Origin of the sequence: Sphingobacterium sp. UBA7625 (genome assembly GCF_002484085.1) — a bacterium.
GTDB classification, from domain to species: Bacteria; Bacteroidota; Bacteroidia; order Sphingobacteriales; family Sphingobacteriaceae; genus Sphingobacterium; species Sphingobacterium athyrii.
The window spans coordinates 45924-59195 of record NZ_DLJD01000040.1 but is presented as its reverse complement, the minus strand read 5'-3'; the positions used below and the strand labels follow the sequence as shown (position 1 = coordinate 59195).

13 protein-coding genes are annotated in these 13272 nt (G+C 38.1%); 6 read left to right on the top strand and 7 right to left on the bottom strand.

Features of this window, described 5'->3' with window-relative positions; genetic code table 11:
* Positions 1–91: 91 nt before the first annotated feature.
* A complete protein-coding gene (dxs, locus tag B4G94_RS17080) occupies positions 92–2020 on the top strand; it encodes a 1-deoxy-D-xylulose-5-phosphate synthase (RefSeq protein WP_286860373.1) in 1929 nt (642 codons plus the stop codon).
* Positions 2021–2579: 559 nt separating this feature from the next.
* Positions 2580–4004: a chromosomal replication initiator protein DnaA gene (gene dnaA, locus B4G94_RS17075; RefSeq protein ID WP_104384755.1), complete on the top strand. Its 1425-nt coding sequence runs from the start codon at positions 2580–2582 to the stop codon at positions 4002–4004.
* Between the two features lie 147 nt (positions 4005–4151).
* Here the strand turns inward: dnaA and B4G94_RS17070 are convergent, their stop codons facing one another.
* The 7 genes from B4G94_RS17070 to B4G94_RS17040 all read right to left on the bottom strand — a co-directional run bounded on the left by B4G94_RS17070 (position 4152) and on the right by B4G94_RS17040 (position 9950).
* Positions 4152–4562, bottom strand: coding sequence for a hypothetical protein (locus tag B4G94_RS17070; protein WP_108635416.1), 411 nt, complete (start codon positions 4560–4562; stop codon positions 4152–4154).
* A gap of 56 nt (positions 4563–4618) precedes the next feature.
* Complete coding sequence (locus B4G94_RS17065) at positions 4619–5005, bottom strand: hypothetical protein (RefSeq protein WP_286860368.1); 387 nt, start codon at positions 5003–5005, stop codon at positions 4619–4621.
* Positions 5006–5395: 390 nt separating this feature from the next.
* The gene (locus B4G94_RS17060) at positions 5396–5764 is read right to left on the bottom strand and encodes a hypothetical protein (protein WP_165305121.1); all 369 of its coding nucleotides are present in this window, start codon (positions 5762–5764) and stop codon (positions 5396–5398) included.
* A gap of 81 nt (positions 5765–5845) precedes the next feature.
* A complete protein-coding gene (gene lpxK / locus B4G94_RS17055; protein WP_286860364.1) occupies positions 5846–6895 on the bottom strand; it encodes a tetraacyldisaccharide 4'-kinase in 1050 nt (349 codons plus the stop codon).
* Entirely contained in the window at positions 6895–7359 is a 465-nt protein-coding gene (locus B4G94_RS17050; protein ID WP_165305123.1) for a gliding motility lipoprotein GldH, read from the bottom strand. Before B4G94_RS17050 ends, lpxK begins: the two co-directional genes overlap by 1 nt.
* 55 nt (positions 7360–7414) lie before the next feature.
* Complete coding sequence (locus tag B4G94_RS17045; RefSeq protein ID WP_181390621.1) at positions 7415–8797, bottom strand: PSP1 domain-containing protein; 1383 nt, start codon at positions 8795–8797, stop codon at positions 7415–7417.
* Between the two features lie 10 nt (positions 8798–8807).
* The gene (locus B4G94_RS17040) at positions 8808–9950 is read right to left on the bottom strand and encodes an ATP-binding protein (RefSeq protein ID WP_286860360.1); all 1143 of its coding nucleotides are present in this window, start codon (positions 9948–9950) and stop codon (positions 8808–8810) included.
* 209 nt (positions 9951–10159) lie between these two features.
* Between B4G94_RS17040 and dnaN the strand changes: the two genes are divergently transcribed.
* The 4 genes from dnaN to B4G94_RS17020 are packed head-to-tail and all read left to right on the top strand — an operon-like array spanning position 10160 to position 13246.
* The gene (dnaN, locus tag B4G94_RS17035; protein ID WP_108635409.1) at positions 10160–11281 is read left to right on the top strand and encodes a DNA polymerase III subunit beta; all 1122 of its coding nucleotides are present in this window, start codon (positions 10160–10162) and stop codon (positions 11279–11281) included.
* 14 nt (positions 11282–11295) lie between these two features.
* Complete coding sequence (locus tag B4G94_RS17030) at positions 11296–11958, top strand: DedA family protein (protein WP_108635408.1); 663 nt, start codon at positions 11296–11298, stop codon at positions 11956–11958.
* A 24-nt stretch (positions 11959–11982) separates the two neighbouring features.
* A complete protein-coding gene (locus B4G94_RS17025; RefSeq protein WP_286860357.1) occupies positions 11983–12630 on the top strand; it encodes a DedA family protein in 648 nt (215 codons plus the stop codon).
* 43 nt (positions 12631–12673) lie between these two features.
* Positions 12674–13246 carry a CAP domain-containing protein gene (locus B4G94_RS17020; protein ID WP_286860354.1) on the top strand — a complete coding sequence of 191 codons (573 nt, stop codon included), beginning with the start codon at positions 12674–12676 and terminating at the stop codon, positions 13244–13246.
* The last annotated feature ends 26 nt before the right edge of the window (positions 13247–13272 follow it).

The following is a 13272-nucleotide window of genomic DNA, read 5'->3' as shown; positions in this document are numbered from 1 at the left end:
GTTGTAGCTCAATATGGAAATGCGATTTATTTTAAAGATTAAATAAAATTGTCGTTACTTTGTGTAAACATTTAATGTAAATAGCAGTACTATGCAATTTGAGGCTGGAGAACTATTAAGTAAAATAAACGATCCCTCTGATCTTAAAAAGCTAAAGGAAGACCAATTAGAACAACTAAGCCAGGAATTACGTCAATTTATTATTGATCAGGTTTCGGTGAATGGTGGTCACTTTGCAGCAAGTTTGGGAGTCGTTGAGTTAACGGTGGCGTTACATTACGTAATGAATACACCCTATGATCAATTGATATGGGATGTAGGCCATCAGGCTTATGGTCATAAAATTCTGACTGGACGTCGCGAGGTATTTCATACGAATCGTATTGAAAATGGAATTTCGGGTTTTCCGAACCGTTTTGAATCGGAATATGACGCATTTGGGGTAGGCCATTCTTCTACCTCAATTTCAGCAGCTTTGGGTATGGCTGTTGCTTCCCAAATAAAGGGAGAAAAAGATCGTCAGCATATTGCGGTTATTGGAGATGGTGCTTTGACCGGTGGAATGTCTTTTGAAGCATTGAACCATGCTGGTATCTCCAAATCTAACCTATTGGTGATTCTGAATGACAATTGTATGTCGATAGATCCTAATGTCGGCGCGCTGAAAGAATATTTGACAAGCATTACGACATCAAAACGGTACAATAGATTTAGGGATGATATCGCTGCTGTGCTGACAAAAATTTCTGAAGTAGGACCAAATGCACTCGGTATTGCTAAAAAACTGGAGAAAAGTATCAAAGGGACTTTATTAAAGAATGCTAATCTTTTTGAGTCATTGAACTTTAGATATTTTGGTCCGGTGGACGGACATGACGTAAAGAAATTAGCCAAGACGCTTGAAGATCTTAAGCATATACCCGGTCCAAAATTGCTGCATGTTGTAACAATTAAGGGAAAAGGATTCGCGCTTGCCGAAAAGGATCAGACGAAATGGCATGCGCCGGGCTTATTTGATAAAATTACCGGAGAGATAAAAAAATCTTCCAGTGAAAAACCGGTAGCACCAAAATACCAGGATGTCTTTGGACATACGATGGTTGAGCTTGCTGAAGCTAACAAAAAAATTGTCGGTATCACACCGGCGATGCCTTCAGGCTCTTCGATGAATATCATGATGAACGCAATGCCTGACCGGGCCTTTGATGTCGGTATTGCGGAGCAACATGCCGTCACATTTAGTGCCGGTCTGGCGACACAGGGGCTATTACCTTTTTGTAATATTTACTCGTCGTTTATGCAACGTGCCTATGATCAGGTTATCCATGACGTTGCGCTACAAAACTTGAATGTTGTTTTTTGTCTGGATCGTGCGGGGGTAGTTGGAGCGGACGGAGCCACACATCACGGAGCTTATGATATCGCATTTATGCGTTGTGTCCCCAATATGACCGTTTCTGCTCCGATGAACGAGGAAGAGCTCAGAAACTTAATGTATACCGCCCAATTGCCTAATAAGGGGCCTTTCGTCATTCGTTATCCAAGAGGAAATGGCGTAATGCCCGATTGGCGCCGTCCATTTACGGAAATAGAAATCGGGAAGGGGCGTTTGATTACCGAAGGTGAAGAACTTGCTATTCTAAGCTTCGGCGCTATCGGTAATGAAGCCGTCAAGGCCGTACAGCAATTGAATGAATTGGGAATACATCCTGCACATTATGATCTGCGATTTGCCAAGCCTTTGGATGAAGCCCTATTGCATCAGGTCTTTAAAAAATTTAAAAAGATAATCACTGTTGAAGATGGCTGTCTACAAGGTGGTATAGGTTCTGCTGTATTGGAATTTATGGCAGACCATTGCTACAACAGTCAGATTGTACGATTAGGTATTCCTGACCGAATTGTAGAGCATGCCGAGCAGAGTGCCCAATGGCGAAATTCTCATTACGATGCAGCTGCAATTGTGCAGGAGGGAAAGAAAATGTGTGATGGAAAATTTACCCATACAATGGTTGGATAGATAGGACTACTTATATTATATCATAAAAAAAGGAAATTCTTTAAACGGGTTTCCTTTTTTTATGATATAAAACCAAGTCCTTTCTTAAAATTTTCCTGTCGGCTATGTTACAAAATGATTTTCCGATCGCTTGTTGATATGAGATTTTTTTATTTTCCAATGGCTCCAGAATTGGTTAGAAAGATATGGAGTAATGTTGTTAAGTAGACTTTAAATTCTTATAAATTTAATATTAAAAATATATGAACTAAAGGTTGTATTTCGCTTTTATTTTGGTTAATTTAGTTCTAGACCTTTAAGACTGATCTGTAGTATGTTTACTACTTTTTTTGTTCTTTTTTTTGAAATAAATTTGGAATGTTAATAATTATTTTTAGAGATCAATTTTAGCGCAAGTTTTCCACAATTTTACAAGGTAAATAACTGATATATAGATTTTTATTAATTATTTTATATTTTAGTTTTTTAGCTGATTTTTTTTTGTCATCTTCGTTCTCAGAGAAAGTTATCAACATATTTTTTGTCGCGTATTGTAAATCAACTTATTAACAATTTTAGAATGGAAAAAACGTATTCAAGTGTCTGGAATAATTGTCTTTCGATTATCAAAGATAATATACCAGCGCAAAGTTTCAAGACCTGGTTTGAACCTGTGAAAGCAGTCCGTTTGGAGGGTGACGTTTTGACTATTCAAGTTCCTAGCTTATTTTTTTACGAGTGGTTGGAAGAACACTATGTAGGTATTCTTCGCAAGACCGTAAAGAAGTTTCTGGGAGAGCAAGGTAGATTGGAATACAATATTGTAGTTGAGAAGTCATCGGCTTCTCATCCCTATACGACTAATCTTCCATCGAATGGCAATGGGGCAGAGGGTAAGAGACAATCCATTCCTGTGCCGGTATCTTTGAATAGAGATATCAAAAATCCATTTGTTATTCCTGGATTAAAGAAATTGCAGGTTGACCCGCAATTGAATCAAAACTACACATTTGAGAATTTTATTGAAGGTGAATGTAACCGTCTTGCCCGTTCTGCAGGTTATGCCGTAGCAAACAAACCGGGAGGTACTTCATTCAACCCTTTAATGATCTATGGTGATGTAGGTTTGGGAAAGACACACCTTGCCCAGGCTATCGGTAATGAAATCAAAAGAAATCTTCCCGATAAGTTGGTCATCTATGTGTCCTGTGAGAAATTCTGTCAGCAGTTTGTGGATTCATTGAAAAATAACACCATCAATGATTTCGTAAATTTTTATCAGGCAATGGATGTAATCATCATGGATGATGTGCACAACTTTGCTGGTAAGGAGAAAACGCAGGATATCTTCTTCCATATATTCAATCATTTGCATCAATCTGGAAAGCAAATCATTTTAACTTCCGATAAGGCACCTAAAGATTTAGCTGGTTTAGAGGAACGTTTGCTCAGTCGTTTTAAATGGGGATTATCTGCAGATATTCAAATTCCGGATCTTGAAACAAGAATGGCGATTTTGAAGAAAAAAATGTATTCTGACGGCATTGAGTTACCTGAAAATGTCGTGGAGTATGTAGCCACACAGATCGATAACAGTGTTCGTGAATTGGAAGGGGCAATGGTTTCGCTATTGGCTCAATCAACATTGAACAAAAAGGAAATTGATTTGGGACTGGCAAAATCGATGTTGAAGAATTTTGTGAAAAATACACATAAGGAAATTTCAATGGATTTTATTCAGAAATTAGTTTGTGAATACTTTGAAGTTCCTGTGGATATGGTAAAGTCAAAGGTCAGAAAACGTGAAATCGTGCAGGCCAGGCAAATTTCGATGTACTTAGCGAAAGCCCACACAAAATCTTCACTTAAATCAATCGGTGCATTCTTCGGAGGAAGAGATCATTCAACAGTCATCTATGCCTGTCAAACCGTTGAGGATTTAATTGAAACTGACAAGAAATTTAAAACTTATGTCAGCGACATTATGAAGAAATTGAAATCTTAATGTAGCTTGATATCGAGTTAAAGTAAAAAGGTTGTCTATCTGGACAGCCTTTTTTTGTACCCATGGAATACGATATAATAAAAAAACCTCTGAATATGCCTAAGCATATCCAGAGGTTTAATACATTCCTCTAATTGAGTCGAATGATTATTGTTGTTGATTGCTGTTTTCGTTATTATTTTCCTTTTGTTCTGTTGCTGGTGTTGGGGTTGCGGGAATTTCTACCGCTGGCCGCTCTTCAATATATTTTTGAAAGGCTGCTTTTTGCTCATCAGTCAATAATAGCGCAATCTTGCTATCTGATTCACCCTGGAGTTTTGTAATGCTTTCTTTTTTTACCTCAGGAGTTGTGGTAGAATCCTGTATAAGCGCCGCTACTGCCTTTTCTTGATCCAATACAATTGTTGATACGGCTGTTTTTTGTTCGTCATTCAGCGTAAGCTTGGTGACCAATTCGGTCACAACTTTGGTTGCATTTTCTTCTGGAGTCGCTTGCTGTGCGAAGGTGAGACTCATTGCCAGGAAAAATCCTAGACCGGTTAAAAATAACTTTTTCATGATGTTTAATTTTAAATGAAATTATTCAATGAATTTATTAACGTCTGTTTTTTTGTTTAATTCGTACTGGATTCTGTTTTAGAAGGTTCAGTAGGCGTAGGGACAGTTTTTGCCGGGCGTTCGGCAACTACCTTCTGATAGATGGTTTTTTGATCTTCCGTCAGTAATTGACTCACTTTGCCGTCTACTTCTGTTTGAAGTTTATGGAGGGTTTCACCTTTCGCAGCCGCAGTGGAAGTACTGTCTTTTAAAATTGTTTCTTCTGCTTTTGCTTGATCCAATAGAATGGAGGATATGGCAGTCTTCTGCTCATCGTTCAGATTCAGCTTCTGTACCAGCTCGGTAGTGGCTTTTGCCGCAGTTTCCTCTGGTGTCACTTGTTGGGCAAATGTTAGGCTAAGTGCCAGACACATCCCTATACCTGTTAAAATTAGCTTTTTCATATCTATTGTATTTAAAAAGTTACAACTATAATGTCTTGCTATAAAAACTATCAAAGTCAATTTATATTGTATCAAGTATGTTACTTTAACAAATTTTTAACGCTAAATGTGGGTGTATGGTGTTTATTATCAGTTTAATAGGTGTTTTTGGCGTAGTATAACATAGCCCTGCTATTGTTTTGTTCAAATAAAGGGCTAGGAAAGATGTTCAGTCTAAACTTGAGGAAATGTTTGCTTGGGATAGATAAATAATGCTGGAAGGCTTTATAATGGTATTTATGGCTAAGTAATAGGGGCAATTGAATAACAGAAAAATAATAACTGTGTTTATGTCATATATTAACACTATAAAAAAAGGTCGATTATTTATAATCGACCTTTCTATGCAAATTAGTTTGAAGAACGTTTAGACATCCTATCCTTCATTTTTTCTTGCTGCTCATCAAATAATTTGACTTGGTCAGGAGTGAGCCAAGACTTTATTTTGGTCGCCTGCGCTTCTTGGAGCTGTTTGAATTTTTCCATATTGGCTTTGCGGTCTCCACCATCATTTTTTAGCGCTGCACGCTGTTGGGCATTGGCTAATGTAAGGTTATAGATGGAATCTTTTTGCACTTGATTAAGTGTAAGTAGTTTGTCCAGATGTTCTACACGCATCTTCGCATGTTCTTCTGGAGTCCGTTGTTGACGCTGCTGCGCAAAAGCTACGGTTGTAGCCAAAAGTAGGCCACTTATTGCCATTAAAGTTTTCTTTTTCATCGCCTTATATTTTAAGTTTACTTCTATTTTGAATATAAATTTGACGAAAAAGTTTACTAAAATATTAGCCCTTAACAAAATTTAAGGTTGATTAACACTTGAAGCGACTGTATCACTTAAAATATTACAAAACTGGGTACTTTGCCCTGAGTCATTAAATTTAATCCCTATCGGCAGATAAACAAGTTCTACCGTATCAAATAGCGCTTTATATGGTTTCAGCCGTTGATAGTCCTTCTCCGTGGTCAATATGATTTTATTTTCACTATGTAGGGATTGGAATGTTTTTAAGATGCGGTCAATGTCTGCCTCGTCAAATGCATGGTGATCCCCAAAAGAAATATGATTGACTGATTTGGCTTTTTGGGTAATATGGTCTACCAACGGTTGTGGTTTGGCAATCCCTGTCACCAGGACGACATCTTTATTTTCGATATCAATCTGTTTTCCATTGGCATTCACTGGTTCAAAATAAGTTATATGGCTAAACGTGATCGGGGCTACTCTGTTATAACGGCGCAGTTTTTTTTCTATACGTATTTTGTCTTCACTAGAAATATTGGCGGGACATTTTGTAATGACTATGATTTGCGCCCGTTTGGATTCCATAAGTAAGTCTCTGAAATTTCCGGCGGGAAATACAAACATCGGTTGTGAAAAGGACCGGAAATCGAATAAGAGGATAGTAAATAAAGGCGATAATTTTCGATGTTGATAAGCATCATCCAAAATAATAAGCTGATGATCCCCCTGAAGTTTTTCTATGCCCGTACAACGATCTTCGCATACTGCTACAGTGACATTTGGAAGCTTGTTTTTGAACTGTAAAGGTTCATCACCTACATCTGTCGCCAAAGAATCTATTTGCACCATCCGGAATCCTTTTGTTTTTCGACCATAACCTCTGCTGAGGATAGCTACGTTGTACTGCTTGCTAAGATAGGAGACAACGAATTCGGTCATGGGGCTTTTACCGGTACCGCCAACAGCTAAATTACCGATTACGATGGTAGGAATTTGGAAAGATCGAGCCGGTAGCAACTGAAAATCATAGAGCCGATTTCGTAACCATACGACTGACCCATAGATCAGCGAAAAAGGAAGAAGAAGATATCGTAGAAAAAGGCACATTATTTTGGTATTACTGTCAATCCAATATCTGTAATTTCTTTTAAAGGATTATCTCGCATATTCTGTTCAATGGATATTGTATATAATCCGGTGTCCGGAAATATATAATCTTTATGGAGAATAGCCTGCTGATTGTAAAGACTACCCGATGATTTTCCGGTCCACTTTCCATCGGATTTTGCCAATTTAACTTCCTTACGGAAGGTATATGTTTTCTTATTGGGACCCTGTTGGTAAATCAACACAAAGAGATTGGAAAAAGCATATTCTGGTGTATGACGTACATCCATATATACATCGTATTTCTTCGTATTGTCACTAATATGGAATTGAAAACTAGGATGTGAGGTATACAGCCATGTCTTATTTTCGATGGGTTTATTTTCATTTAGAATGGCAGTTTGGTCACAAGATGCCCATAAACCAATACTTAAAGTTCCAAAAAGAAAAGCCTTTAGTTTCATTTTAAATCTATAAAAATAGAATATGCCTAACATTTTAAAATTAGGCATATTTGTTTTATTCTGTTTTTGAGGAAGTGTTGTTGTTGCCTCTGTTTTTATTTCTATGCCGATTAAAGCGTTTTTTAGGTCTATTATTTTGCCCTTCTTTATTCTCTTTGCCACCCGTTGCCGTAACAGCACTATCCGGATTGTTCTGCTGTTTAGCTACGGCCTGTTTTGGTGGATTTTGTTCAGCTTTATCGCTTTTCTGACCATTCTTATTTTCCGGTTTAGCGTTACTATTGCTTTTAGTTTTCCGCTTTTTCTTTCTCTTGTTACGGTCATCCAGGCGTGTTAAGCTATCCTGGCCGACTACATTTTCGTAATCGTAGTTGACAATTTTCTCCTCCCGGATATCTTCGGTCTCTATTGCGCTTGATATGGCCTCTGGTTTGATACCCTGCTTATTCATTTCGACAAGTTCTTTGACTTGTTGAACTGGCATTGCAATCCAGTTTTCTGCTCCGGGGAAGGAAAACCACATCATTTTTTTGAAGATATCGGTTTTCTGTAGATAAGCCACACCTTTTAGTGTTTCAATACGGTCAATATTGTTAGGAATGTCTTTCAGCGCATCCATGTAGCTGTCCAATTCATAATTGAGACAGCATTTCAATTTACCGCATTGCCCGGCTAGCTTTAACGTATTTAACGATAGATTCTGATAGCGCGCTGCTGACGTGGATACGGTTTTAAAATCCGTCAGCCAGGTAGAGCAACAAAGTTCACGGCCACAGGATCCGATACCGCCAAGGCGGCTTGCCTCCTGGCGCATTCCGATCTGGCGCATTTCTATCCGTATACGGAATGCTTCAGCCATCTTCTTGATCAATTCACGAAAATCCACACGGCCTTCGGCAGTATAATAAAACGTCGCTTTTGTTTTATCGCCCTGATAGTCTACATCAGAAATTTTCATGGATAAGCCCAGATCCAAAGCAAGCTTACGTGCCTTATGCATGGTTTCCCATTCCAGATCTTTTGCGGCATTATACTTTTCTACATCCACTTCATTTGGCTTCCGATAGATCTTTTTTGTGACCGATTCTGCGGTAACATTGTTCTTTTTCAATTGCAGCCTGACCAATTCACCCGTCAAAGAAACGTGGCCAACGTCATATCCTCCCGTTGAGGGCTCTACAACGACCATCTCTCCCATTTCAAGGTATAAGTTGTCTACATTAATAAAGAAATCTTTTCGAGATCCCTTAAATCGTATTTCTACGATATTGAATGGTTTATAGTTTGATGGCATATCCATATCGGAAAGCCAGTCATATACATCTAATTTATTACATCCGCTAGTCATGCAAGAGCCATTATTTTGGCATCCCGCCGGTGTTCCACTTGCTGTGGTCGTACCGCAACCTCCGCCGGATGAGCAACTGCCACATCCCATAGTTTTCTATTTATATATATTGAGTTCCTTTCGGAAACGTTTTGTATTTGTATATTAATGTTAACTGCAAAGATAAATCTAAAAATAATATTTTGGGATTTGCATTTCTTTCTACAAAATAATGCGTTTCCTCAAATAGATTTATTGTTGCTTCAATTTGTTCTACTGTGTAATGTACTGCAAATTTTTGGACAAAATCCAATTCTTTTGCAGGTAAAAAGACAAGACTGGAGAGGCCTTCCTTAATCAAAATAATCTGGCGCATCATGTTGATGGCATAAAAAAGAAAGGTCTTTTGATTTTCACGGCCCATTTTGGATAAATCCTCTTCCACTAAAGAGATCATATTTGTGCCAGCATCCGATACGATAAATCGCAGCCAGTTTACCAAAATACCAAAATGATTATTGGTTTGTGTATTCAACTGATTAAGTGCTTCCTGCAAGTTGCCATCTGCTATAAAAGCTATTTCGGAGGCTTCCTGATCGGACAGGTGATGCGTTGTTTTCAAATATTGTGCGACTTCGGAATGGTCCAGTTTTTTTATTTTGACCAGCTGTGTCCGTGAGATAATGGTGTTTAAAATTTTATCCTGGTTTTCAGCGACCAGAATAAACAACGTTTTTTCGGGCGGTTCTTCAATCAATTTCAATAAGGCATTGCCTTGGGTATCCAAGTATTCAGGCAACCACATGATCAACACTTTATATTCAGCCTCAAATGCTTTAAGGCTCAGTTTTTTGATGATACCATGTGCTTCGGCAATATTGATATTGACCTGCTTATTGTCTGCATCCAGTTGATTGCGCCAGTATTCCAATCCCATGTAAGGATTGGTCAAAAAGGACTTTCGCCAGTTTTCAGCGTAATCAGCTGCTGTATCTTCTTTGTGTTTGGCAATAAACGGATAAGACATATGCAAATCCGGATGAATCAGCTTGCTATATTTTCGACAAGATGGACATTCGCCGCAACTATCCGTAGCGTGTTTATTTTCACAGTTTAAAAATTGAGCATAGGCATAGGCCAGTGCAAGGCTTCCTGAACCCTCTGGGCCTAAAAATAATTGCGCATGGCTCACACGGTTTTCATGAACCGTATGAACAAGATGTTCTTTGATGTCTTTATGCCCAATGATATCTTTAAACTGCATACACTACTGCTATTATACAAATGTAATAAATATTGTGATTTATCAGGGCGTATTTGTTTTCTATACTTTTGAAAGCGTGCTTATTAATTGAAATACAATTGCTTAATTAAGTGCTCTAAATCTGTGTTTGTGGAAAGAAAGGCGTTTACAAAACGGAAAAATATTGATTAATTTGTGTATTATTGCACATAATAATTAGTAATTAGGAAATGAGATTCATTGTATCAACATCAATTTTATTAAAGCAGTTACAAGCTATCAATGGAGCATCTAGTACAAGTACTGTTTTACCAATTCTGGAAAACTTTCTTTTTGAAATAAAAGACAATAACTTGACTATTTCTGCTACGGATCTACAGACAAGTATGGTTACTTCTTTACCGATCGAGGCAAAAGAAGAAGGAAGAGTAGCTATGCCTTCAAAGATCTTGATAGAAACATTAAAAACTCTTCCCGATCAGCCTGTTGCTTTTTCGGTAGACATGAATACATTGGCTATAGAGATCAGTGCAGGTGATGGTAAATATAAATTGAGCGGAGAAAATGCAGATGATTTTCCTAAAATTCCTTCGATTGACAATGGATCTATTATCCAGATGCCAGCTCCAGTACTTTCTGAAGCGATCAGCAAGACCATCTTTGCGGTAAGTAATGATGAATTAAGACCGGCCATGTCTGGGGTGTTGGTCCAATTGGCTGAGAAAAATGTGACTTTTGTCTCGACAGATGCACATAAACTGGTACGTTACACCAGATCGGATATCAGTGCTGAAAAACCGGCTTCACTCATTTTACCTAAGAAGGCACTTTCTTTACTAAAATCGTCATTGCCTTCGGATGATACAAAAGTATCTATCGAATATAATCAGACCAATGCATTTTTTAGTTTTGGTAATATCAATCTGATCTGCCGTTTGATCGATGAGCGCTATCCTGATTATGCTGCGGTGATTCCCCAGCTCAATCCGAACAAACTGACGGTTGATAGATTGCTTTTCTTAAATACATTAAGAAGGGTTGTTATTTTCGCCAATAAAACCACACACCAGGTACGGTTGAAGATATCAGGTAGTGAATTGAATATCTCTGCTGAAGATCTGGATTTCTCCAACGAAGCACATGAGCGTTTGTCCTGTCAGTTTGAAGGGGATGATATGGAAATAGGTTTTAATGCCAAGTTTTTGGTTGAGATGTTAAACAACCTTGAAAGTGAAGAGGTCGTTATCGAAATGAGTACGCCAAATCGTGCAGGCTTGTTGATTCCTGCTACTTCAGAGGATCATGAAGATATTTTGATGCTGGTTATGCCTGTAATGTTGAATAACGCTTAATCTTCTGATCAGCTTTGGAACTAATTACACATCTTCTTGACTTTATTCTCCATATTGATAAACATTTGGTTGAGATTGTCAATGATTATCAGTTATGGACATACCTTATTCTGTTTCTGATCATTTTTGTTGAAACAGGGGTGGTTGTCATGCCCTTCTTACCCGGAGATTCCTTATTGTTTGCTGCGGGAATGCTAGCCGCACAGCCAAATGAATTGAATGTCTGGTTAATGATATTGATTTTATTGATCGCTGCGGTAACCGGTGATTCACTCAACTACTCCATCGGAAAGCATTTTGGAATGCGACTGACCAAATTCAAGCTTTTTGGCAAACAGGTTGTCAAAGATGAGCAAATTGCCAAAACACACGCTTTTTATGAAAAGTATGGTAGTAAAACAATTGTAATTGCTCGTTTTGTACCTATTGTACGCACGTTAGCACCATTTGTTGGTGGTATCGGAAAGATGAATTATGGTACTTTCATTACATACAATGTTGTTGGAGCAATATTATGGGTAGGAGGTATTACACTAGCGGGCTATTTTTTGGGCAATATCCCAATTATTAGAGATAACTTTTCGAAGGTGGTACTGCTGATCATTTTCCTATCGGTATTACCTATTATATTTGAGTTGGTAAAAGAGAAAATAAAAACAAAGAAGGGGATCCAATAGGATTCCCTTTTTAATTTATTGCCTATGGAAGTCGTTTCTCAACTGGTCGATTTTATCCTGCATATTGATCAACACTTGTTGCAGATCGTCAATACCTATGCAGGATGGACTTATTTCATTCTATTCTTGATTATCTTTGCTGAAACAGGATTTGTTGTTACACCGTTCCTTCCGGGAGATTCAGTTTTATTCGCTTTAGGTGCCATTATTGCGCGACCGGAAAGCAATCTTTCACTGTCCCTTTTCTTATTTATTCTTATCTGTGCGGCGATTTCTGGCGATTTTGTTAATTATGAGATCGGCAAATATTTTGGAATCCGGGTTTTTAAACCTGACTCAAAAATTTTTAAACCATCCTATCTTCAAAAAACGCAGGATTTCTATGCTAAATATGGTACTAAGACCATTGTTTATGCGCGTTTTGTCCCCATTGTCCGGACCTTTGCCCCTTTTGTAGCGGGTATTGGCAAGATGCCATACAGCATTTTCGGTAAATATAATATACTAGGAGGCATAGTGTGGGTATCCCTATTTATTCTGGCGGGTTACCTTTTTGGACAGATTCCTTTTTTCAGGCATAACTTTTCCTGGGTTGTATTAGCGATCATATTTATCAGTCTAATACCCATGTTGATACAGTTTTTAGCTGTTAAAAGGTCAAAAAAAGATTAAACGTTAAATACTAAATTCAGTCTTTTAAGGTTAAAGGATTGGTATGAAATATTTCATTTTAGCGTTTACCTTATTTGTCGCGCAGCTTACATTGGCACAACGTGTCAAAGTCGATCGTCATCAGGCAAAAGAAGCCTTTGATCTGTTGAACAAAATTCGAACAAATCCAGAGCGATATAAAAAGGAACTGAAGCTTTTTAATTTACATAAGATTACCCGAACAAAGCTTAATTGGAATAAACAGCTTGCCGAGGTAGCGGAATACCGGGCTAAGGATATGGCTAAACGGTCTTATTTTGATCATGTTTCTCCGGAGGGCTATGGACCCAATTATTTTATTGAAGAAGCCGGATATGGTTTAAATCAGTCTTGGCTAAAAAAAAGGAGCGCCAATAACTTTGAATCCATTGCTGCTAATCGCGCCAGTGCGACTGATGCGATAAAAGCGTTAATCATAGGAAAAGAAGCACCCGGTTATCATCACCGTACGCATCTGCTAGGGATGGATCGTTGGAACGCATCGCTGTATGATATCGGAATCGGTTATGTTAAGTGTAAGGGGGCCAAACCTTATGAAAGCTATCTCGTTGTTATTATTGCAAAGCATGATTGGTAAAGAAAATGAAAAATCATACCTTTGCA